The sequence below is a fragment of the Promicromonospora sukumoe 327MFSha3.1 genome, assembly GCF_000385135.1.
GTDB classification, from domain to species: domain Bacteria; phylum Actinomycetota; class Actinomycetes; order Actinomycetales; family Cellulomonadaceae; genus Promicromonospora; species Promicromonospora sukumoe_B.
This window is the reverse complement of sequence record NZ_ARQM01000011.1, coordinates 1,101,387-1,122,963: the sequence shown is the minus strand read 5'-3', so window position 1 is coordinate 1,122,963 and position 21,577 is coordinate 1,101,387. Positions and strand designations below refer to the sequence as shown.

20 protein-coding genes are annotated in these 21,577 nt (G+C 72.4%); 11 read left to right on the top strand and 9 right to left on the bottom strand.

All coding sequences use genetic code 11. The features are described 5' to 3' along the window. Positions 1-95: 95 nt before the first annotated feature. Complete coding sequence (gene rmuC / locus H291_RS0118780) at positions 96-1,595, top strand: DNA recombination protein RmuC (RefSeq protein ID WP_020016557.1); 1,500 nt, start codon at positions 96-98, stop codon at positions 1,593-1,595. An 88-nt stretch (positions 1,596-1,683) separates the two neighbouring features. Here the strand turns inward: rmuC and H291_RS0118775 are convergent, their stop codons facing one another. Next, complete coding sequence (locus H291_RS0118775) at positions 1,684-2,721, bottom strand: 4-hydroxy-3-methylbut-2-enyl diphosphate reductase (protein WP_026365906.1); 1,038 nt, start codon at positions 2,719-2,721, stop codon at positions 1,684-1,686. 63 nt (positions 2,722-2,784) lie between these two features. Between H291_RS0118775 and xseA the strand changes: the two genes are divergently transcribed. Both xseA and H291_RS0118765 read left to right on the top strand, forming a co-directional pair. Continuing rightward, entirely contained in the window at positions 2,785-4,047 is a 1,263-nt protein-coding gene (xseA, locus tag H291_RS0118770; RefSeq protein WP_020016555.1) for an exodeoxyribonuclease VII large subunit, read from the top strand. A 52-nt stretch (positions 4,048-4,099) separates the two neighbouring features. Continuing rightward, positions 4,100-5,242 (top strand): epoxide hydrolase family protein, encoded by a 1,143-nt coding sequence (locus tag H291_RS0118765; protein WP_020016554.1) that lies wholly within the window; start codon positions 4,100-4,102, stop codon positions 5,240-5,242. Between the two features lie 15 nt (positions 5,243-5,257). On the opposite strand, the gene H291_RS0118760 is transcribed toward H291_RS0118765, so the two are convergent. Then, the gene (locus H291_RS0118760) at positions 5,258-6,007 is read right to left on the bottom strand and encodes a class I SAM-dependent methyltransferase (protein ID WP_020016553.1); all 750 of its coding nucleotides are present in this window, start codon (positions 6,005-6,007) and stop codon (positions 5,258-5,260) included. A gap of 151 nt (positions 6,008-6,158) precedes the next feature. Here H291_RS0118760 and sigJ point away from each other — a divergent pair, with 151 nt between their 5' ends. After that, the gene (gene sigJ, locus H291_RS0118755) at positions 6,159-7,118 is read left to right on the top strand and encodes an RNA polymerase sigma factor SigJ (protein ID WP_033327016.1); all 960 of its coding nucleotides are present in this window, start codon (positions 6,159-6,161) and stop codon (positions 7,116-7,118) included. Here sigJ and H291_RS0118750 read toward each other — a convergent pair. Then, positions 7,084-7,827 (bottom strand): SDR family oxidoreductase, encoded by a 744-nt coding sequence (locus tag H291_RS0118750; protein WP_020016551.1) that lies wholly within the window; start codon positions 7,825-7,827, stop codon positions 7,084-7,086. The genes sigJ and H291_RS0118750 overlap by 35 nt on opposite strands. Positions 7,828-7,959: 132 nt before the next feature. Between H291_RS0118750 and H291_RS0118745 the strand changes: the two genes are divergently transcribed. Beyond that, positions 7,960-8,598, top strand: coding sequence for an HAD family hydrolase (locus H291_RS0118745; RefSeq protein ID WP_020016550.1), 639 nt, complete (start codon positions 7,960-7,962; stop codon positions 8,596-8,598). Here the strand turns inward: H291_RS0118745 and H291_RS0118740 are convergent, their stop codons facing one another. After that, positions 8,599-10,218 carry an ABC-F family ATP-binding cassette domain-containing protein gene (locus H291_RS0118740; protein WP_020016549.1) on the bottom strand — a complete coding sequence of 540 codons (1,620 nt, stop codon included), beginning with the start codon at positions 10,216-10,218 and terminating at the stop codon, positions 8,599-8,601. 138 nt (positions 10,219-10,356) lie between these two features. Between H291_RS0118740 and H291_RS0118735 the strand changes: the two genes are divergently transcribed. The 4 genes from H291_RS0118735 to H291_RS0118720 all read left to right on the top strand — a co-directional run bounded on the left by H291_RS0118735 (position 10,357) and on the right by H291_RS0118720 (position 13,745). After that, a complete protein-coding gene (locus H291_RS0118735) occupies positions 10,357-10,620 on the top strand; it encodes an exodeoxyribonuclease VII small subunit (RefSeq protein ID WP_232216097.1) in 264 nt (87 codons plus the stop codon). Then, positions 10,617-11,549, top strand: coding sequence for a PfkB family carbohydrate kinase (locus tag H291_RS0118730; RefSeq protein WP_026365905.1), 933 nt, complete (start codon positions 10,617-10,619; stop codon positions 11,547-11,549). Before H291_RS0118735 ends, H291_RS0118730 begins: the two co-directional genes overlap by 4 nt. Next, entirely contained in the window at positions 11,546-12,208 is a 663-nt protein-coding gene (locus H291_RS0118725) for a carbonic anhydrase (protein WP_020016546.1), read from the top strand. The genes H291_RS0118730 and H291_RS0118725 overlap by 4 nt, the downstream gene beginning before the upstream one ends. Before the next feature lie 91 nt (positions 12,209-12,299). Next, positions 12,300-13,745 (top strand): class II fumarate hydratase, encoded by a 1,446-nt coding sequence (locus H291_RS0118720; RefSeq protein WP_020016545.1) that lies wholly within the window; start codon positions 12,300-12,302, stop codon positions 13,743-13,745. A 76-nt stretch (positions 13,746-13,821) separates the two neighbouring features. Here the strand turns inward: H291_RS0118720 and H291_RS30770 are convergent, their stop codons facing one another. Beyond that, positions 13,822-14,589, bottom strand: a complete 768-nt coding sequence (locus tag H291_RS30770; protein ID WP_020016544.1) for a GOLPH3/VPS74 family protein — start codon at positions 14,587-14,589, stop codon at positions 13,822-13,824. Between the two features lie 270 nt (positions 14,590-14,859). Next, entirely contained in the window at positions 14,860-16,119 is a 1,260-nt protein-coding gene (locus tag H291_RS0118710; RefSeq protein WP_020016543.1) for a PhoH family protein, read from the bottom strand. 504 nt (positions 16,120-16,623) lie between these two features. On the opposite strand from H291_RS0118710, the gene H291_RS0118705 reads away from it, so the two are divergent. Beyond that, positions 16,624-17,181 (top strand): DUF1697 domain-containing protein, encoded by a 558-nt coding sequence (locus H291_RS0118705; RefSeq protein ID WP_020016542.1) that lies wholly within the window; start codon positions 16,624-16,626, stop codon positions 17,179-17,181. A 152-nt stretch (positions 17,182-17,333) separates the two neighbouring features. Next, positions 17,334-18,632 (top strand): Na+/H+ antiporter NhaA, encoded by a 1,299-nt coding sequence (nhaA, locus tag H291_RS0118700; protein ID WP_020016541.1) that lies wholly within the window; start codon positions 17,334-17,336, stop codon positions 18,630-18,632. 66 nt (positions 18,633-18,698) lie between these two features. Here the strand turns inward: nhaA and H291_RS0118695 are convergent, their stop codons facing one another. The 3 genes from H291_RS0118695 to H291_RS0118685 all read right to left on the bottom strand — a co-directional run bounded on the left by H291_RS0118695 (position 18,699) and on the right by H291_RS0118685 (position 21,524). Then, positions 18,699-19,958 carry an acetyl-CoA C-acyltransferase gene (locus H291_RS0118695; protein ID WP_084468214.1) on the bottom strand — a complete coding sequence of 420 codons (1,260 nt, stop codon included), beginning with the start codon at positions 19,956-19,958 and terminating at the stop codon, positions 18,699-18,701. An 87-nt stretch (positions 19,959-20,045) separates the two neighbouring features. Beyond that, on the bottom strand, positions 20,046-20,696 hold the full coding sequence (locus H291_RS0118690) for a CoA transferase subunit B (protein WP_026365903.1): 651 nt from the start codon (positions 20,694-20,696) through the stop codon (positions 20,046-20,048). A 3-nt stretch (positions 20,697-20,699) separates the two neighbouring features. Beyond that, entirely contained in the window at positions 20,700-21,524 is an 825-nt protein-coding gene (locus tag H291_RS0118685) for a CoA transferase subunit A (protein WP_051109547.1), read from the bottom strand. Between the last annotated feature and the right edge of the window lie 53 nt (positions 21,525-21,577).

Below are 21,577 nucleotides of genomic sequence, written 5' to 3'. Positions count from 1 at the left end.
ACGTCGGACCGGTCGCCGCCGCATACGGGGACGATTGGGAACGCGCGGGGTGTCGGCGTACGGGAGTGTCGGTGACTCGTGGCAGCCTGTCGCACATGGACATCGCCGCAACGATTCTGCTGGCCCTCGGCGCCCTCGTCGTGGGCGCGCTGCTGGGGTGGCTCGGGCACGCCCAGCGCAGCACGTCCGCCGTGCGCGAGGCGGACCTCGAGGCCGTGCGGCTGCGCGCGCAGGTCGAGGCCGCCGAGCGCCAGGTCGAGGCCGCGCGGGACCGCGCGGACGAGCAGATCGCCGACGCCCGCGAGCGCGCCGCCGAGCAGATCGCGGCCGCCCGCACCGAGCAGGAGCACGCGCGGCGGCAGTTCCAGGCGCTCGCCGGCGACGCGCTGGACGCCAACAGCAAGCGGTTCCTGGAGCTCGCGGAGGAGCGGCTCAAGCGGTCGGCGTCGGCCGGCGAGCAAGCCCTGGCCCAGCGCGAGCAGGCCGTGAAGTCGCTGGTGGACCCGCTGACCAAGGCGGTCGAGCTCGTGCGCGGCGAGGTGCTGCAGGCGGAGAAGGCCCGGATCGAGGGGCAGGGCGCGCTGGTCGAGCAGATGCGCAACGTCGCCGAGGTCTCGGCCGAGCTGCGCAACGGCACGGCCGACCTGGTCACGGCGCTGCGCTCGTCGCAGACCCGCGGTGCCTGGGGCGAGCTGCAGCTCCGCAAGGTGGTGGAGTCCGCGGGCATGATCAACCGCGTCGACTTCACCGAGCAGGCGCAGGTCACCACGGAGGACGGCACCCTCCGCCCGGACATGGTCATCAACCTCGCCGGCGGCAAGCGCGTCGTCGTGGACGCCAAGGTCGCGTTCCTCGGCTTCCTGGAGGCCCAGCAGTCCGACGACGCCGCGTACCGCGAGCAGCGGCTCGACGCGCACGTGCGGCACATGCGCAAGCACGTGGACGACCTGGCGGGCAAGAAGTACTGGAACCAGTTCGAGCCGGCGCCCGAGTTCGTGGTGATGTTCGTGCCCGCGGAGGCGTTCCTGTCGGCGTCCCTGGAGCGCGCCCCGGAGCTGCTGGAGTACGCGGCGCAGAAGAACGTCATCATCGCCACGCCCACCACGATGCTCGCCCTGCTGCGCACCGTGGCCTACGCCTGGCGGCAGGAGGCCCTGGCCGAGAACGCGCAGAAGGTGCTCAGCGTCGGCAAGGAGCTGTACGCCCGCCTGGTCACGATGACCGGCCACGTCACCCGGACGGGCCGTGCGCTGGAGTCGGCGACGAAGAGCTACAACCAGATGATCGGTTCGCTGGAGCGCAACGTGCTCACGTCGGCCCGGCGCATGGTCGAGCTCGACGTGGTCGACGAGAAGGACGGCATCGACGAGGTCCGGGGCATCGAGGAGGTGCCGCGGCCCATCACGAAGCCCGAGCTGCTCGCCGCCGAGGAGGGCGGCGTCGTCGCGATCGACCGGGCCCAGGAGCAGGAGGCCGAGGGCATCCTGGTGCAGGCGCTCGAGGTCACCGAGCTGGCGGTCACCGACAAGCGCGCCCTGGAGGCGGTCGAGGACGCGGCGGCCAAGAACGGGTCCAAGGACAGCGCGGCGGGCTGAGCGCGGCCAGACACGGGTGGTCGGTAGAACGTCAGGAGGTCGGTAACTCGAGTTACCGACCTCCTGACGTTCTACCGACCACCCGCACTCAGGCCTGCGGGAGCTCCTTGCGGGACTCGCGGCGGGGGCGCTTGGGCTCCTCGCCCGCGGCCTTGAGGCCGGCGCGCAGCTCGCGCGGCAGCGAGAACATGAGGTCCTCGGTCGCCGTCCGCACCTCGTCGACAGTGCCGAAGCCGTGGTCGGCGAGGTGCGCGATGACGTCCTGGACCAGGATCTCGGGCACGGAGGCACCGGAGGTGACGCCGACCGTGGTCACGCCCTCCAGCCACTCGTCCTTGATCTCGACCTTGCGGTCCACGCGGTAGGACGCCTTGGCGCCGGCCTGCAGCGCGACCTCGACCAGCCGCACCGAGTTGGACGAGTTCGCCGAGCCGACCACGATGACCAGGTCGCACTCGGGCGCCAGCTTCTTCACCGCGACCTGGCGGTTCTGCGTGGCGTAGCAGATGTCGTCGCTGGGCGGGTCCTGCAGGGACGGGAACTTCTCGCGCAGCCGGCGGACGGTCTCCATGGTCTCGTCGACCGAGAGCGTGGTCTGCGAGATCCACACGACCTTGTCGGGGTCGCGCACCACGACCTGGTCCACCTCGTCGGGCGAGTTGACGATCTGCACGTGCTCGGGCGCCTCGCCGGCGGTGCCCTCGACCTCCTCGTGACCGGTGTGCCCGATCAGCAGGATGTCGTAGTCGTCCTTGGAGAACCGCACGGCCTCCTTGTGCACCTTGGTGACCAGGGGGCAGGTCGCGTCGATCGTGTCGAGGCTCCGCGCCACGGCCGAGGCGCGCACGGCGGGCGACACACCGTGCGCGGAGAACACGAGCCGGCTGCCCTCGGGCACCTCGTCGGTCTCGTTGACGAAGATGGCGCCGCGCTCGCGCAGCGTCTCCACCACGTGCTTGTTGTGGACGATCTCCTTGCGCACGTACACGGGTGCGCCGTAGGTCTCCAGTGCCTTCTCGACGGCGACCACCGCACGGTCCACACCGGCGCAATAACCACGGGGTGCAGCCAGCAGGACGCGCTTCGTCTGGGTCCGGGCAGGGCGCTCAGGGCTCGTGACACTCACAGGTTCAGTCTAGGGGCGGTGTAAGGAGGGCTTGTGTCGGTGGTGGGTGGCAGGGTTGGACACGTGACGGAACCCACCCAGCAGACCCTCCCGGCCGAGCTGCCTGCCAAGGCGCTCGACACCACCCCCACGAGCCCCTGGCCGGTCCGGGTGCTGTCGGAGAAGATCAAGGGCTACATCGACCGGATGCCGCCGGTCTGGGTCGAGGGGCAGGTGGTGCAGTTCAACATGCGCCCCGGTTCCGGCATGCAGTGGCTGACCCTCCGGGACACCGACGCCGACGCGTCCCTGCCCGTGACGATCTTCTCGCGGGTGCTGGGCACCCTGGCGCAGCCACCGGCCGAGGGCGACCACGTGGTGGTGCACGCCAAGCCCGTCTTCTGGACCAAGCGCGGCACGCTGCAGATGCAGGCCAACGAGATCAAGGCCGTCGGCGTGGGTGAGCTGCTGGCCCGGATCGAGGCCCTGAAGAAGGTGCTGGCGGCCGAGGGCCTGTTCGACGCCTCCCGCAAGCGCAGCCTCCCGTTCCTGCCCGCCGTGGTCGGGCTGGTCTGCGGGCGCGAGTCCAAGGCGGAGCACGATGTCGTCGTCAACGCCCGGGCCCGCTGGCCCCAGGTCCGGTTCGAGATCCGCGAGGTCGCGGTGCAGGGCGTCAACGCGGTGCGCGAGGTGTCGGCCGCCGTCGCCGAGCTCGACCAGGACCCGCGCGTCGAGGTCATCGTCGTGGCCCGCGGCGGCGGCTCGGTCGAGGACCTGCTGCCGTTCAGCAACGAGTCGCTGGTGCGCGCCGTCTCACAGACCCGCACTCCCCTGGTCAGCGCGATCGGCCACGAGACGGACGCGCCGCTGCTCGACCTGGTCGCCGACTACCGCGCCTCGACCCCGACCGACGCCGCCAAGCGCATCGTGCCCGACGTGTCCGAGGAGCGGCTCCGCCTCACCCAGGCCCGCTCCCGGATGGGCGGCGCCGTCGCCGCCATGCTCGACCGCGAGCAGCGCGGGCTCGACGGCGTCCGCTCCCGTCCCGTGCTCGCGATGCCGCAGACCATGCTGGAGTCGCGCGAGCGCGACGTCCGGCAGACGATCCGCCACGGCCGGCACGCCCTGGACGCCCTGCTGCTGCGGGCCGGCGGCGAGATCGGGCGGCTCGCGGCCCAGGTCCGGGCGCTGTCGCCGGCCTCGACGCTGGAGCGCGGCTACGCCGTCGTGCAGCGCGCAGACGGTCACGTGGTCCGCCACCCCGACGACGTCGAGGTCGGCGCCGGCGTGCACGTCCGCCTCGCGCAGGGCGCACTCGACGCCGAGGTGACCGCGACCAGCTCCTGATCCGATCAGTAGCGGACAGAACCTGTCCGCATCACCCGGAAAGGTAGATGTCATGACCGAGAACACCGCACTCACACCGTTCCGCATCGACATCCCGCAGGCCGACCTCGACGACCTGCACGACCGGCTCGACCGCACGCGCCGGCCGCTCCCCGTCCCCGGCCGCGACGACCGGACGGACTTCAGCCGCGGCATCCCGCCGGCCTACCTGAACGAGCTCGCCGACTACTGGCGCCACGGGTTCGACTGGCGCGCGCAGGAGGCCGCGCTCAACGCGTACGAGCAGGTCACCACGGTTGTGGACGGGCAGACGTTCCACGTGGTGCACGTGCGGTCGGCGAACCCGGAGGCCACGCCGATCATCCTGAGCCACGGCTGGCCCGGCTCGTTCGTCGAGTACCAGCGCCTGATCCCGCTGCTCACCGACCGGTTCCACGTCGTCGTCCCGTCCCTGCCGGGCTTCGGGTTCTCGACGCCGCTGTCGGGCACCGGCTGGGAGGTCGCGCGCACCACGGCGGCGTACGCCGAGATCATGACCCGGCTCGGCTACGAGCGGTTCGCCGCCCACGGCACCGACATCGGCGCGGGCACCACCGGCCGCCTCGCGGCGCTCTACCCCGAGCGCGTCATCGGCACGCACGTGGGCAGCGACGGCCGCTCGCTCGGCATGGTGGGCGACAAGTTCCCCTACCCCGAGGGCCTGACCGAGGACGAGATCGCGCAGATCGAGGCGGTCCGCGCCAAGGACGCCGCCGAGCGCGGCTACTTCGAGATGCAGAACCACCGCCCCGACACGATCGGCGCGGCCCTGGCCGACTCCCCCGTGGGCCAGCTCGCGTGGATCGCCGAGAAGTTCCAGACCTGGACCAACCCCGGCCGTGCCACGCCGGACGAGGCCGTGGACCGCGACCAGCTGCTGACCAACGTCAGCCTCTACTGGTTCACCCGCAGCGGCGCCTCCAGCGCGCAGTTCTACTACGAGGCCGAGCACTCGGGGCTGGACTGGATCGCGCCCTCGGGCGTGCCCGCGGGCTGGGCCGTGTTCGACACCCACCCGCTCATGCGCCGCGCGCTGGACCCGTGGAACGCCATGGGCCACTGGAGCGAGTTCAAGGAGGGCGGGCACTTCCCGGCGATGGAGGAGCCGGAGCTTCTGGCCGGGGACATCCGCACCTTCTTCGACGGCCTCTCCTGACCCGACCCCGGGCCGTCACACCCGGCGGGCCACGAACACCCACTCCAGCCCGGGCCGGTCCGGCGCGTCCAGCACCTCGTCGACCACGAACCCGGCCACGTCGAGCGACGCCTCGATCTCGTCGCGCTCCCGGAACCGCAGGGTCGAGACCGAGGTGACCACGTCGCCGTCGGGCAGCAGGCCGGGCGGGAAGCGGAAGGAGCCCTGGAAGGTGACCAGCGGGAGGGCGACCTCCACCAGGTCGTTCCACTTCTCGACGTCGCCGACCCCCGGGATGGTGCGGCGGGCCGGCCGGCTCTCGCGGGTCCAGCCGAGCCAGGCCTGGCGGGCCGGCACCCGGGTCTCGAACACGAGGACGCCGCCGGGGCGGAGCGCGTCGTGCACCGCTGCGAGCGCCCCGGCCCAGTCGTCGTCGCCGGTGAAGACCTGGGCGACGTTGCCGGTCATCGTCGCGAGGTCGGCGGCGAGGCCGAGCCCGGCGGCGGCGTCGGCCCCGCCCTCGACCCAGGTGACGGCGTCGGCCCCGGGCTTGCTGCGGGCCACCTCGAGCGACGCTGCGGCGGGGTCGATGCCGGTCACGTCCAGGCCGCGCGCCGCGAGCAGCAGGGCGAGCACCCCGGTGCCGCAGCCGACGTCGAGCACGGTGCGGGCGCCGAGCCGCTCGGCGATGCCGACGTAGAGGTCGAGGTCGGCGCGGTCGTCGTCGAAGGCGTCGTAGAGCCGCGCGAGCCGGGGGTCCACGAAGATCGGGTCGGGTGTGGTCATGGCAACATGTTCACCCGACTTCCGAGCCACCCCAAGAACATTTCGTCGCGTACGGTCGGGTGAGATCGGAAGGCACGGCCGGACGAGTCAGCGGCCGCGCCGCTGACCCCGACTCCTTCCGGGACCCTTGCACCACCCCAGGGAGAGCACCATGACAGGCGATGTGGACACTACGCTCGACGACGCCGCGGAGGTCTTCGCGACGGCCAGGAAGCGGCTGTTCGGCATCGCGTACCGCATGCTCGGCTCCGCGGCGGAGGCCGAGGACGTGGTGCAGGAGACCTGGGTGCGGTGGCAGACGACGGACCGCTCGGTGGTGCTGAACCCGCAGGCGTTCCTGACGACGGCGGCGACCCGGCTGGCGATCAACGTGCTGCAGAGCGCGCGGTCGCGGCGCGAGACGTACATCGGCCCGTGGCTGCCCGAGCCGGTGGACACGAGCGACGACCCGACGCTCGGCGCCGAGCGGGCCGAGGCGCTGGACGTCGCCGTGCTGGTGCTGCTGGAGAAGCTCACGCCGACCGAGCGCGCGGCGTACGTGCTGCGCGAGGCGTTCGACTACGGGTACCCGGAGATCGCGCAGATCGTGGGTGTCTCCCCCACGGCCACGCGGCAGCTCGTGAGCCGGGCCCGCAAGCACCTGGCCTCGGAGCGGCGCAACGAGGTGAGCCCGACGGCGCGCCAGGACCTGCTGGCGGCGTTCCTCGCGGCGGCGCGGGTCGGCGACGTCGCGCGGCTCGAGAAGCTGTTCGCGGAGGACGTCGTGACGCGCGCCGACAGCAACGGCCGGGCCAAGCACGTCGCCCGGGTCGCGGTCCAGGGCCGGAACAAGGTGGCCCGCGTCCTGTCGTCGTTCGCGGAGATCTTCTGGGCAGGGATCACCACCCGCCCCGTCGAGGTCAACGGCACGGAGGGCTTCGCGATGGAGCGGGACGGCGAGCTGGTCGGTGTCCTGTCCGTCGTGGTCTCCGACCAGGGCCTGCACGAGCTCATGTGGCAGATGAACCCGGAGAAGACGGAGCCGCTCCGGCGGGCCTGGGCGGACCAGGCCACGCCGGAGGCCGGCGCCGGGGAGGCTACGCCTGAGCCGCCCGCCACTGCTCGTAGCTGACCTCGCCCAGCAGGGGCTCGCCGCTGGGCACGAGCTCGGCGTCCTTGAGCTCCGCGCCGAAGTAGGTCGCGCTCGGGTCGGCGACCACCTCTCGGGTGTCGTCCTTCGAGGCGAGGTGCTTGCGCACGATCTCGTCGAAGCCGAAGCTCTCCGGCCCGGCGATCTCGATGGTCGCGCCGAGCGGCGTCCCGGCGGCGGTGCGGCCGACGAACTTGGCGACGTCCGCCGAGGCGATCGGCTGGAAGCGGACCGGGGCGATGTGCACCACGCCGTCGACGGTCGCCGTGTCGGCGATCGAGGCGAGGAACTCGAAGAACTGGGTGGACCGGACGATCGACCAGCCCGAGCCGGAGGCCTTGACCAGGTCCTCCTGCAGGACCTTGGCGCGCATGTAGCCGGAGTCGATGCCGTCGGCGCCCACGATCGAGAGGATCACGTGGTGCTGCACGCCGGCCTTCTTCTCCGCCTCGAGCAGGTTGGTCGTCGAGGTCCGGAAGAAGTTGGTGACGTCCTCCTCCGCGAACGAGGGCGAGTTGCTGAGGTCGATGACGACCTGCGCACCCTCGAGCACCTCGGCGAGGCCCTCGCCGGTCAGGGTGTTCACGCCGGTCTGCGGCGCGGCGGCCACTGCCTCGTGCCCGTGCTCGGTCAGGTTGTGGACGACCTGGCTGCCGACGAGGCCGGTGCCCCCGATGACCACGATCTTCATGGTGTGCTCCTTTGGTTCGCGTCGCTCGCACGACGGACTCGTTCGGCCCGTCATGCTCTCGACCGGGAGTACCCCGGATCTGTGACAACCCCCGTCGGCCGGCGCTCCGGGCGGGGTTGCTACGGTTCGCACGTGGCGACCATCCGACATCTCCTGTTCGACGCCGACGGCGTGCTCCAGCAGGTCCGCGGGGGCTTCTACGCCGCGGCGGAGACACTGCTGGGCGAGCACGCGGGTGCCGTGCTGGACGAGGCGTCCGAGCGCGAGCGGTCGTTCCTGGCCGGCGACGAGGACTTCCTGCCGGTGCTCGCCGAGGTGCTGCGCGAGCAGGGCCTCGACGTCGCGGCGGCCGACCTGTACGCGGCGGTGTGGCAGAACACCGAGCCGTCGGCGGCGTCGTTCGACCTGGTCCGGCGCCTGCGCGCGGCCGGCTACGGGGTGCATCTCGGGACCAACCAGGTGCGCCGGCGGGCCGAGCACATGCGCCAGGCGCTCGGCTACGACGAGATCTTCGACGTGAGCCTGTACTCGTGCGAGCTCGGCGTCGCGAAGCCGGACCCGGCCTTCTTCGAGAAGGCGGCCACCCGCATCGGGGCCGAGCCCGCCGAGATCCTGTTCGTCGACGACCACCCCGCCAACGTGGCCGGCGCCCGGTCCGCCGGCATGGCCGCCGTGCACTGGTGCCTCGACGAGGGCCACGAGGCGCTCGTGGAGCGCCTCGCCGAGCACGGCGTGCGGCCGGCCGGAGCGGCCGGCCGCGCGGTCGGTTAGCTAGCGCTCCCGCTCGACCCGGCGCTCGTCCCAGACCGGCTCCGGGGTCTCGCGCACCACGCCGTCGGACCCGAAGACGAGGTACCGGTCGAACGAGCGCGCGAACCAGCGGTCGTGCGTCACGGCCAGCACGGTCCCGTCGAACGACTCCAGGCCCTCCTGCAGCGCCTCGGCCGACTCCAGGTCGAGGTTGTCGGTGGGCTCGTCGAGCAGCAGCGCGGTCGAGCCCGCGAGCTCCAGCAGCAGGATCTGGAACCGGGCCTGCTGGCCGCCGGACAGCCGGTCGAACGGCCGGTCGGCCTGCTCGGTGAGCTCGTACCGGCGCAGTCGCGCCATCGCCTTGCCCTTGTCCTGGGCGTGGTCCTCCCACAGGATGTCGAGCAGCGCGCGCCCGAACAGCTCGGGGTGCGCGTGCGTCTGCGCGAAGTGGCCCGCGACCACGCGCGCGCCGAGCTTCCACGAGCCGCTGTGCGCCACGTCGCCGCCCGCGAGCAGCCGCAGGAAGTGCGACTTGCCGGACCCGTTCGAGCCCAGCACCGCGACGCGCTCGCCGTAGAAGACCTCCAGGTCGAACGGCTTCATGAGCCCCGTGAGCTCCAGCCCCTCGCAGGTCACGGCCCGCAGGCCGGTGCGGCCGCCGCGCAGGTGCATCGTGATGTCCTGCTCGCGCGGCGGCTCGGGCGGCGGGCCGACCTCCTCGAACTTGCGCAGGCGGGTCTGCGCCGCCCGGTAGCGCGAGGCCATGTCGGGGCTGCTCGCCGCCTGGTTGCGCAGGGTCAGCACCAGCTTCTTGAGCTGGGCGTGCTTCTCGTCCCAGCGCCGGCGCAGCTCCTCGAACCGCGCGAACCGCTCGCGCCGCGCGTCGTGGAACGTCGCGAACCCACCGCCGTGCACCCACGCGTCCGCGCCGGCGGGGCCCGGCTCCAGCGACACGATGCGGTCGGCGGCGCGCGAGAGCAGCTCGCGGTCGTGGGACACGAACAGGACCGTCTTCTTGGTGGCCTGGAGCTGCTCCTCCAGCCACCGCTTGCCGGGCACGTCCAGGTAGTTGTCCGGCTCGTCGAGCAGCAGCACCTCGTCGGTGCCGCGCAGCAGCGCCTCCAGCACGAGCCGCTTCTGCTCGCCGCCCGACATGGTGCGCACCTCACGGAACTGCGCGCGGTCGTACGGCATGCCGAGCGCCGCCATGGTGCACACGTCCCACAGCGTCTCGGCCTCGTACCCGCGCACCTCGGCCCAGTCGGAAAGCGCCTGGGCGTAGGCCATCTGCGCGTCCTCGTCGTCGACGGTGAGCATCGCGTGCTCCGCCTCGTCGACGCGGCGCGCCACCTCGCGCAGGCGGGGCTCGGAGACGGAGACCAGCAGGTCACGCACCGTCGTCTCGTCCCGCACCGAGCCGACGAACTGGCGCATGACGCCGAGCCCGCCGCTCACCACGACCGATCCGCCGTGCGGCGTGAGCTCGCCCGTGATCAGGCGCAGCAGCGTGGTCTTGCCCGCTCCGTTGGGGCCGACGATCGCCGTCGCGCTGCCCTCGCCCACGCGGAACGAGACGTCCCCCAGGAGGGTCCGGCCATCCGGCAGGTGGTACTCGACGTGCGCGACTTCTAGATGGCCCATGGGTCACCATGGTCCGATGCCGGACCGGTCCGGACCAAACTGATTCCGCGCCGCCTGCGGAAGCCCCCGTGGAAGCCGCCTGTCGAACCTGTGGACAGCGGACCACGGATGTCGGCGACGTGCTGTTGACTGTTCCCCGTGAGTACAGATGCTGTGACGGATGCTGGAGCCCAACCCGACGTCGCCTCGCTGAGCTACGAGCAGGCGCGTGACGAGCTGGTGCAGGTCGTCGGCCGCCTGGAGGCGGGCGGTGAGCCGCTGGAGGCGTCGCTCGCGCTCTGGGAGCGCGGCGAGGCCCTGGCCGCGCGCTGCCAGGAGTGGCTGGACGGCGCCCGTGAGCGCCTCGCGGCCGCCCAGAACGCGTCGACGTCGACGCCCGACTCACCGGAGGAGGCCGAATGAGCGCGCATGTGCTCGCCGTGGGCGAGGCCCTCGTGGACGAGGTGCACCGGCCCGACGGCTCGGCGGCCGAGCACCCCGGCGGCAGCGTCGCCAACGTGGCGCTGACCCTGGGCCGCCTGGAGCGGGAGGTCCGGCTCGGCACGTGGCTCGGCGCCGACGCGCGGGGCGACCTGGTCCGCGGCTGGCTCGCCGAGTCCGCGGTCGCCCTGGTCAAGGGCAGCGACGGCGCGGAGCGCACCAGCGTCGCGGTCGCCACGCTGGACGACGCCGGGTCGGCAACCTACGACTTCGACCTCACCTGGGAGGTCCCCGCGGGGGCTCTGCCGGACGCCGCCGACGCCGCGGACGCCCCGCTCGCCGTCCACACCGGCTCGATCGCGGCGATGCTGGAGCCGGGCGCCACGCAGGTGCGCCAGGTCCTGGAGGCCGCGCGCGCGACGTCGACCACGACGTACGACCCGAACGCCCGGCCGGCCATCATGGGCGAGCCGCAGGAGGTCCGGCCGCGCGTCGAGGCGCTCGTGCAGCTCTCCGACGTGGTCAAGGTGAGCGACGAGGACCTGGCCTGGCTCTACCCCGGCACCGACCCGGTGGCCGTGGCCCGCGACTGGCAGCGCGGCACGCCCGCGCTGGTGGTGGTCACCTTCGGCGGCAAGGGCGCGGTCGCCGTGTCCGACGCCGGCGAGGTCGAGGCCACCGCCCCGCGCGTCGACGTGGTCGACACCGTTGGCGCCGGTGACTCGTTCATGGGCGCCCTGATCGACGGCCTGTGGGAGCACGACCTGCTGGGCGCCGCCCGGCGGGACGCCCTGAACGCCGTCGGCACGGCCACGGTGCAGCACGTGCTGGACCGCTGCGTCGCCGTCGCCGCCATCACTGTTTCCCGGGCGGGCGCCAACCCGCCGCGTCGTCAGGAGGTCGGCCTGTGAGCACCAACGAGATCACCGCACCGCTGAGCCCGCGCGAGGCGTGGACGCGGCTGCGCGAGGGCAACGACCGGTTCGTCGCCGACGCGCCGGCGCACCCGTCGCAGAACGCGGACCGGCGGCGGGAGCTGCAGGCCGCGCAGCACCCGCACACCGTGATCTTCGGCTGCTCGGACTCCCGGGTCGCCGCGGAGATCATCTTCGACCAGGGCCTGGGCGACGTGTTCGTGGTCCGCACCGCGGGCCACGTCGTGGACACCACCGTGGTCGGGTCGATCGAGTACGGCGTGGAGGTGCTCGGCGCGTCGCTCGTGGTGGTGCTGGGGCACGACTCGTGCGGGGCGGTCGCCGCCGCCGCGCACACCCTGGCCACGGGCGAGCAGCCCCCGGGCTTCGTGCGCGCCGTCGTGGACCGGGTCATCCCGTCGATCGCGAGCATCACCTCGGGCGACCCGGCGCAGGCCATGACCGCACTGTCCGACCAGAACGTGCTGCGCCGCGAGCACGTCAAGCACACCGTCGACATGCTGCACGGCTACTCGGCCGCGCTGGCCGACGCCGTCAAGGAGGGCCGGTGCGCCGTCGTCGGGCTGGAGTACGACCTGGCCGAGGGCAGCGCGCGCATGGTGAACGTGATCGGCGAGGTCGGCGAGCAGCCCTGACCCCGGGTGACCGGAGGCTCGGGCGGGCCGGGGTGACACGAGTCACGCGCTGGGATGCGTCACCCGCCCGAGCCTGCGGCACGATAGACCCATGACTGCTGACACCGTCGTCTCGTCGGGCTCGTCCGAGCCCGGCGACACCAACGCCGCATACCGCATCGAGCACGACACCATGGGCGAGGTCCGGGTCCCCGCGAACGCCCTGTACCGTGCGCAGACGCAGCGTGCCGTCGAGAACTTCCCGATCTCCGGCACCCCGCTGGAGCGAGGCCACATCGAGGCCCTCGCCCGCGTGAAGAAGGCCGCCGCGACCGCGAACGCGGAGCTGGGTGTGCTCGACCAGGACATCGCCGACGCCATCGTCGCCGCGGCCGACGAGGTCGCCTCCGGCAAGCACGACGGCCACTTCCCGGTCGACGTCTACCAGACCGGCTCGGGCACGTCGTCGAACATGAACACCAACGAGGTGCTGGCGACGCTGGCCACGGCCTCGCTGGGCAAGGACGTGCACCCGAACGACCACGTCAACGCCTCGCAGTCCTCCAACGACGTCTTCCCCACGTCCGTGCACGTCGCGGCGACGTCGGGCGTCGTCAACGACCTGATCCCCGCGCTGACGCACCTGGCCGACGCGCTGCAGGCCAAGTCCGTCGAGTACGCGACCGTCGTGAAGTCGGGCCGCACGCACCTCATGGACGCCACCCCGGTCACCCTCGGCCAGGAGTTCGGCGGGTACGCCGCCGCGATCCGCTACGGCGTCGAGCGCCTGCAGGCCGCGCTGCCCCGCGCCGCCGAGGTCCCGCTGGGCGGCACCGCCGTCGGCACCGGCATCAACACCCCGGCCGGTTTCCCGCAGCGCGTCATCGCGCTGCTCGCGCAGGACACGGGCCTGCCGCTGACCGAGGCGCGCGACCACTTCGAGGCGCAGTCGGCCCGCGACGGCCTGGTCGAGCTCTCGGGCGCGCTGCGCACCATCGCAGTCTCCGTGACCAAGATCTGCAACGACCTGCGCTGGATGGGCTCCGGCCCGAACACCGGCCTGGGCGAGATCGCGCTGCCCGACCTGCAGCCGGGCTCCTCGATCATGCCGGGCAAGGTCAACCCGGTCATCCCCGAGGCCGTGCTCATGGTCTGCGCGCGCGTGATCGGCAACGACGCCACCGTCGCGTGGGCCGGCGCGAGCGGCTCGTTCGAGCTGAACGTGCAGATCCCGGTGATCGCGCAGGGCGTGCTGGAGTCGATCCGCCTGCTGTCGAACTCGTCGCGCGTGCTCGCGGACAAGACGATCGTCGGCATCACGGCGAACGTGGACCGCGCCCGCGCGCTGGCCGAGTCGTCGCCGTCGATCGTCACGCCGCTCAACCGCGCCATCGGCTACGAGGCCGCGGCCAAGGTCGCCAAGCACTCGGTCAAGGAGGGCATCACGGTGCGTCAGGCCGTGATCGACCTCGGCTTCGTCGAGCGCGGCGAGGTCACCGAGGAGCAGCTCGACACGGCGCTCGACGTCCTGTCGATGACGCGCCCGCCCCAGGGCTGACGCTCGACACGCGAGCAACGAGAAGGGGCCGCTTCCTCCAGGAGGAAGCGGCCCCTTTCGTGGTGCGGGGGGGTCGTCAGGCGACCGGGGTGGTCTCGCCCGCCGGGAGCGCGGCCGCGGCGGCCTCCGCGTTCTCCTTGGTGTTCGCGATGATGACGGCGGCGGCGACCGCGGCACCGACCGTGGCGACGGCCGCGACCGAGGCCGCGATGGCGACCTGCGTGGCGACGGTGGCGACGCCCCACTCGCTGCCGGCGATCTCCTCGGCGCGGTCCTGGGCGGCCTTGCGCTGCTCCTTGCCGACCACGCCGGCGATCAGGCCGGAGCCGTGCAGCAGGGAGATCAGGGTGGCGGTGCGCTCGTCGGGCTCGGCGCCCTCGACGAGGACCTTGGTGAGGTTCGCGCGCAGCGCGGTCTCGTGGCTCGAGTCGGGGGCCGGCCAGCGGGTGATCGGGAGCATGCGGAAGAGCTTGGTCTCCTCCTTCTCCAGGATGCCCCGCTCGACGAGCGCGGCCAGGAGGTTCTCCTCGGCGTCCTTGGAGATCGCCTCGACGACCTTGCGGGCCGGGGCGTCGGGCGTGGCGAGCACGGACTGCAGCGCGGCGTCCAGGGCGACGTGGCCCGTGGGGGCGTTGTCGGTGACGATGATCGTGGCGTCACCGGCCTTCTCGCGCTCCTCCTTGGTGGCGCCGGCCTCCGGAGCACCCCGCAGCAGGGTCTTGCGGGCGTCGGAGAGGTCGGCGAGGAGCGCACCGGCGAGGCGAACACCCAGGTTGTCGACGTTGGCGAGCTTGCCCGTCTCGTCGTCGACGGCAAGCAGCAGGAAGTCTTCGGCAATAAGCATGAGGCGATGCTATATCCGACAAGCGAGACACGCCCCGATTCAACCAGTGGCCGAGAACCTCACCCTTGGACATGACTATGGTTAGCCTTACCTAAGGTGCTATCCTCGGGATGCACGCAGGGGGAGGCGGGCAGGCCGGACATGCGGGGCTGGGGGGTTCCGTCCAGCCGGCCCGCCTCCCCAGTGCCAGAAGTTCCGAAGGTGCCAGAAGCCCAGGTCGTTTGCGGCGACCTGGGCTTCTGGTTCTTCCGGAGGGAGCACCCCGGGGTGTCAGACCTCCAGCCGCTCCAGCATGTCGGTCACCAGCGCCGCCACCGGCGAGCGCTCCGACCGGGTCAGCGTCACGTGCGCGAACAGCGGGTGGCCCTTGAGCGCCTCGATCACCGCCGCGACGCCGTCGTGCCGCCCCACCCGCAGGTTGTCGCGCTGGGCGACGTCGTGGGTGAGCACCACGCGCGAGCTCTGGCCGATGCGGGAGAGCACCGTGAGCAGCACGTTCCGCTCCAGGGACTGCGCCTCGTCCACGATCACGAACGAGTCGTGCAGCGAGCGCCCGCGGATGTGCGTGAGCGGCAGCACCTCGAGCATGTCGCGGGCGATGACCTCCTCGACGACGTCGGGCGAGACCAGCGCCCCGAGCGTGTCGTAGACGGCCTGCGACCACGGGTTCATCTTCTCGGACTCGGAACCGGGCAGGTAGCCCAGCTCCTGCCCGCCCACCGCGTACAGCGGCCGGAAGACGAGCACCTTGCGGTGCTTCTGCCGCTCCAGCACGGACTCCAGGCCGGCGCACAGGGCGAGCGCCGACTTGCCGGTGCCGGCGCGGCCACCGAGGGAGACGATCCCGATCTCCTCGTCGAGCAGGAGGTCGATCGCGACGCGCTGCTCGGCCGAGCGGCCGTGCACGCCGAACACCTCCTGGTCGCCGCGGACCAGTCGCACCCGCTTGTCGGCCGTGACCCGGCCCAGCGCGGAGCCGCCCGGGGAGTGCACCACCATGCCCGTGTGCACCAGCAGCGGGGAGGCGGCCTCGACCGTGGCCGGGTCCAGCGCCGCGATCTCGACGGAGTCGTTCTCCCAGAGGGAGCCCATCTGCTCGTCCGACAGGTCGATCTCGCGCATGCCGGTCCAGCCGGAGTCCACGGCGAGCTCGGCCCGGTACTCCTCGGCCTGGAGGCCGACGGCGGAGGCCTTCACCCGCATCGGGAGGTCCTTGGAGACGACGGTGACGCTGCTGCCCTCGGCCGCCAGGTTGGCGGCCACGGCCAGGATGCGCGTGTCGTTGTCGCCCAGCCGGAAGCCGGCGGGCAGGACCGAGGGGTCGATGTGGTTGAGCTCCACCCGGAGCGTGCCGCCCGTGTCCCCCACGGGCACCGGTGAGTCGAGCCGGCCGTGCTGCACGCGCAGCTCGTCCAGCATCCGCAGGGCGCTCCGGGCGAAGTACCCGAGCTCGGCGTGGTGGCGCTTGGCCTCCAGCTCCGTGACGACCACGATCGGGAGTACGACGTCGTGCTCCGCGAACCGCAACATCGCCTTCGGGTCACTCAACAGCACTGACGTGTCGACGACGAAGGTCCTGCGTTCGTCACCTGCCGGGCCGGGGGCGGCGTCGGCACTCTGGTCGGACTGACGGGTGGTGTTTGCGGAATGGCTCACTGCGGTTCTCCCTCCGGCGCCGAAACGCCGTGACAGCCTCGTCGCTACCTGGCGGGTACCGCCTGCCGGCGGAACCGACCCGGGCGAACCGGGGCTGGTGGATGGGCCGAGCGACCGACTCGGTGCGCCGCGGCGTGGCGCAGAGCCGGGGCCGGCCCTTCTCCACGGAGCGAGCACTCCATAGGTTGGCCTCCCGAAGGGGCGACTGGGTGCCGTCCCTGAGGTGGAAACTACGCGCCCGGCCATCTCATGACCAGACCCTCGCCCCGGCGGGTCGCAAGTTGTCACGAACTGTTCACATGGTGGCAATAGCTTGATTTTTGGTTCAAGAGACGGCAAAACTCGCAGAGTGGCGCACCCAGGCGGCAGGATGGTCGCATGGCCTACTTCGCCGTCCTGCTCCGCGCCGTGAACATCGGACCCGGCTTGCGCGTGACGTCCGCCGACCTACGCGGGGCCGCCGACGACGCAGGTCTCGCCGACGCCCGCACGCTGCTCAACAGCGGCAACCTCGTGGTCACGACGGGCGCCTCCGGCGCGAGCGGGGCCGACGACGTCGCGCGCCTGGTGCAGGAGAAGCTCACGGCCCGGATCGGCCAGGAGGTCAGCGCCGTCGGGCTGAGCGCCGAGCGGCTGGACGCGATCGCCGCGGCCAACCCCTTCCCCGCCGCCGCCAAGGACGACCCGTCCCACCTGCAGGTGCACGTGCCGTTCGGCGACCTGGACGAAGCGGGCATCGCCAAGCTCGACCTGGCCAGCCCCGGCCGGGAGATGCTCGCGACGGCCGCCGGCGTGCTGTACGTGCACTACGTGGACGGGATCGGCCGGTCGAAGCTGACCCCGAAGATCATCGACCGCGCCGTCGGGGCGCCGACCACCGCCCGGAACTGGAACACGGTCACCAAGCTGCGCGCGGCCTGCACGAAGCCCGCCTAGGCAGGCGGTCCGGCCCACACCGCGCCCGGTGCCCGGACGCCGCCAGGAGCCGCCCGGGTAGGGTGTGGCCCAGGGAGTGCCGGGAAGTCTGGTCGGCGTGGACCGGGTCGACCGGTCCGAGTCAGCCGACCCCGCACCCGAGAGGACAACCGTTGACCGGTTCGACCCCTGCACCCACCCGCACCCGGGCCCAGCGCCTGCGCACCTGGCTCTCCCGCGAGACGACCGGCGGCGCGCTGCTGATCGGAGCCGCGTTCGTCGCGCTGTTGTGGGCCAACTCCCCCTGGCGGGAGTCCTACCAGGCGCTGTCCGACGCCGTCGTGGGGCCGGCCGCGATCGGGCCGCTGCCCGTGCACCTCGACCTCTCGCTCGCCACCTGGGCCGCGGACGGGCTGCTCGCCATCTTCTTCTTCGTGGTCGGCGTCGAGCTCAAGCAGGAGTTCGTGGCGGGCAGCCTGCGCAACCCCAAGGAAGCCGGCGTCCCCATGATCGCGGCCGTCGGCGGGATGGCCGTGCCCGCGGTGATCTACACCGTCACCCTGCTGCTCCTGGGAGAGCCGGGCGCCCTGCACGGCTGGGCCATCCCCACCGCCACCGACATCGCGTTCGCGGTGGGAGTGCTGGCGATCTTCGGCCGCGGCCTGCCGGCGGCGATCCGCACGTTCCTGCTCACGCTCGCCGTCGTGGACGACCTGCTGGCCATCGTCGTCATCGCGATCTTCTACACCAGCGAGATCCACTGGCTCGCGCTGCTCGGCACGCTCGTCTGCGTCGCGCTCTTCGGCTGGCACGTGCGCAGCCGCAGGCCGCGATGGTTCGTGCTGCTGCCGCTCGCGGTCGTGGCCTGGGCCCTGATGCACGCGTCCGGCGTGCACGCCACGATCGCGGGTGTGCTGCTCGGCTTCACGGTCCCGGCCGTCGCGCTGCACGGCGAGCCGACGTCGCGCACCACCCGGTACGAGCATCGGATCAAGCCGATCTCGTCGGGCTTCGCCCTGCCCGTGTTCGCCTTCTTCGCCGCCGGGGTGTCCCTCGTCGACGGCGCCGGCCCGGGCGCGGTGATCGGCCAGCCCGTCGTCGCGGCGATCGCCGCCGGGCTGATCCTCGGCAAGCTCGTCGGCGTGCTGGGCACCACCGCGCTGGTCACCCGGATCACGCCGCTCCGGCTGCCGCAGGGCATCGGGGTGCGCGACCTGCTGCCCGTCGGCCTGCTGGCGGGCATCGGGTTCACCGTGTCCCTGCTGATCAGCGAGCTGTCTTTCGGCGACTCCGAGCACACCGACGGCGCCAAGATCGCCATCCTCGGCGCGTCGGTGCTCGCGGCGATCCTCGGCGGTGTGGCGCTGCGGCACGACGCCCGGCGGGCCCGGACGCCGGACATGAACCTCGACGGCCTGCCCGACGACGTCCGCGACTACATCGGCGACGCCAAGGACCGCGAGTCCCACTGACGGCCCCGCCGGTCGAGCTTGTCGAGACCTGGTGAGGTCTCGACAAGCTCGACCAGCGAGGTGACCTCACACCTCCAGCAGCAGCGCCTCGCCCTGGCCACCGCCGCCGCACAGGCCGACGGCGGCGCGGCCTCCGCCGCGCCGGGCCAGCTCGTGCGCCGCGTGCACCGCGATGCGCGCACCGGACGCCCCCACGGGGTGCCCCAGCGCGATACCACCACCGTGCACGTTGACGATGTCGAGCGGCACGCCCAGCTCCTTCGCGGACACCCCGACCACCACGGCGAACGCCTCGTTGATCTCGACGAGGTCCAGGTCGGACGCCGACCAGCCCTCGCGCTCCAGCGCCTGCGTGATCGCCCGGGCCGGCTGGGAGTGCAGCGAGTTGTCGGGCCCGGCCACCTGGCCGTGCGAGCGCACCGTCGCGAGCACCGGCACGCCGGCCGCCTCGGCCCGGGCACGCGTGGTGAGCACGAGCGCCGCGGCACCGTCCGAGATCTGCGACGAGTTGCCCGCCGTCAGCGTCCCGTCGCTCTTGAACGCCGGGCGCAGCCGCGCGAGCGACTCGGGCGTCGTGTCGGGCCGGACACCCTCGTCGGTGCGCACCTCGACGGGGTCGCCGCGGCGCTGCGGCACCGAGACCGGCGCCAGCTCCGCCTCGAACACGCCGTCCTTGGCCGCGGCCGCCGCCCGCTGGTGCGACGCCGCCGCGATCTCGTCCTGCTCCTCGCGGGAGACGAACACGTCGCCGGAGTTGTGCTCCTCCGTCGAGATGCCCATGGAGACGTCGTCGAACGCGTCGGTCAGGGCGTCGTGCGCCACGGAGTCCGCCAGCTCGGCCGAGCCGTAGCCGAACCCGGACCGCGCGCCGGCCAGGATGTGCGGGGCGTTCGTCATCGACTCCTGCCCGCCCACCAGCACCACGGCCGCCTCGCCGGTGCGCAGCAGCCGGGCGCCGTCGATGATCGACGTCAGCCCCGACAGGCAGACCTTGTTCACCGTCACGGCCTGTACCTCCCAGGACACGCCGGCGGCCACCGCCGTCTGCCGCGCGGGGTTCTGCCCCGCGCCCGCCTGGATCACCTGGCCGAAGACCACCTTGTCGACGTCGGCCGCGAGCGCCCCCGCGCCCTCCAGCGCCTTGCGCGCCGCGACGGCGCCCAGGTCGACCGCGCTGAGCGCGGACAGCGAGCCCTTCAGCCGACCCTGCGGCGTCCGCGCCGCCGAGACGATCACCACGTCGTCGGCGCTGTGTGTCGCGCCCGAACCTGTGGCGCCCGGACCGGTGCTCGTGGCACCCGTCGGAGCAGCAAATGCGTCACTCATGAGACCTCCTTTGGCCGTTCTTCCCAGCGTATCCCCCGGATTCACCGGTGAGCCCAGCGGTCGCGGGCACACCGGTCGCGCGCGGGCTCAGCCCGCGGAACCGACCAGCTCGACGGCGAGCTCCGGCTCCGTCTTCTCCACGACCTCCTCGGCCGTCACCCCGGGCGCGAGCTCGCGCAGCACCAGGCCGGACGGCGTCACGTCGAGCACCGCCAGGTCGGTGATGATCCGGTTCACCACGCCCTTGCCGGTGAGCGGCAGCGAGCACTCGCGCAGGATCTTCGGCGACCCGTCGCGCGCCACGTGCTCCATCAGCACGATCACGCGGCCCGCGCCGTGCACGAGGTCCATCGCCCCGCCCATGCCCTTGACCATCTTGCCGGGGATCATCCAGTTGGCCAGGTCGCCCGTGGCCGAGACCTGCATGCCGCCGAGGATCGCGGCGTCGATCTTGCCGCCCCGGATCATGCCGAACGACGTCGCGGAGTCGAAGATCGACGAGCCGGGGAGCAGGGTGACGGTCTCCTTGCCCGCGTTGATCAGGTCCGGGTCGACGGCGTCCTCGGTGGGGTACGGGCCCACCCCGAGGATCCCGTTCTCGGACTGCAGCACCAGGTGCCGGTCGGCCGGCACGTAGTTCGGCACGAGCGTCGGCAGCCCGATGCCCAGGTTCACGTACATGCCGTCGGCCAGCTCGCGCGCGGCGCGCGCGGCCATCTCCTGTCGCGTCAGTGCCATGGTTCAGCCCTCCTTGCTCGTCGAGGTGCCCGACGGCGTGCCCGACGACGCGGGCTCCGTCACCGTGCGCCGCTCGATCCGCTTCTCGATGTCCGTGCCGACGTGCACCACCCGGTGCACGTACACACCCGGCAGGTGCACGCTGTCCGGGTCGATCTCCCCCGGCTCGACGAGCTCCTCGACCTGGGCGATGCAGACCCGCCCCGCCATCGCGGCGAGCGGCGAGAAGTTGCGCGCGGACCTGTTGAACACGAGGTTCCCGTGCCGGTCGCCCCGCAGCGCGTGCACCAGCGCGAAGTCGGTGCTGATGGCCTCCTCCAGCACGTACTCGGCGTCGGAGTCCCCGAAGGTGCGCACCTCCTTGGCCGGGGACGCGATCACCACGCCGCCCGCGCCGTCGTACCTGCGGGGCAGGCCGCCGTCGGCCACCTGGGTGCCCACGCCCGTGCGCGTGAAGAAGGCCGCGATGCCCGCGCCGCCGGCGCGGAGCTTCTCGGCGAGCGTGCCCTGCGGGGTGAGCTCCAGCTCGAGCTCGCCCGAGAGGAACTGGCGCTCGAACTCCTTGTTCTCACCCACGTACGAGCTGGTCATCTTGGCGATGCGCTGCGCGTTGAGCAGCACGCCGAGGCCCCAGTCGTCCACGCCGCAGTTGTTGCTGACCACCGACAGGCCGCTGGTGCCCTGCGCCAGCAGCGCCTCGATCAGGGCGATCGGGTTGCCGCACAGGCCGAACCCGCCCACGGCCAGCGAGGCGCCGTCCGGGATGTCGGCCACCGCCTCGGCCGCGCTGGCGACCACCTTGTCGAACCCGGTGCGTGCTCCAGTCATCATCGACTCCTCCATCACGTCAGTCCTGGCAGGTCATGCCATGTGCCAGTGTC